Origin of the sequence: Metasolibacillus meyeri (assembly GCF_003049505.1) — a bacterium.
Taxonomy (GTDB): Bacteria; Bacillota; Bacilli; order Bacillales_A; family Planococcaceae; genus Metasolibacillus; species Metasolibacillus meyeri.
In genome coordinates this window covers 1-222 of sequence record NZ_PYWN01000291.1, presented here as the reverse complement: position 1 = coordinate 222, position 222 = coordinate 1, and the positions used below count along the sequence as shown (strand labels likewise).

The 222-nt window shown below is 53.6% G+C and carries 1 tRNA gene; it reads left to right on the top strand.

Annotated features, from left to right (window positions below):
* The first annotated feature begins 60 nt into the window (after positions 1–60).
* Positions 61–152 (top strand) — tRNA-Ser (locus C9J34_RS21630).
* Positions 153–222: the final 70 nt, after the last annotated feature.

The following is a 222-nucleotide window of genomic DNA, read 5'->3' as shown; positions in this document are numbered from 1 at the left end:
GCAACCGGCTGTTAACCGGTTGGTCGCAGGTTCGAGTCCTGCCTTCGGAGCCATCTTCTTGGAGAGTTGTCCGAGAGGTCGAAGGAGCACGATTGGAAATCGTGTAGGCGGTTAACACTGTCTCAAGGGTTCAAATCCCTTACTCTCCGCCATCCTTAAAACAGCAACAATTGGCCCGTTGGTCAAGTGGTTAAGACACCGCCCTTTCACGGCGGTAACACG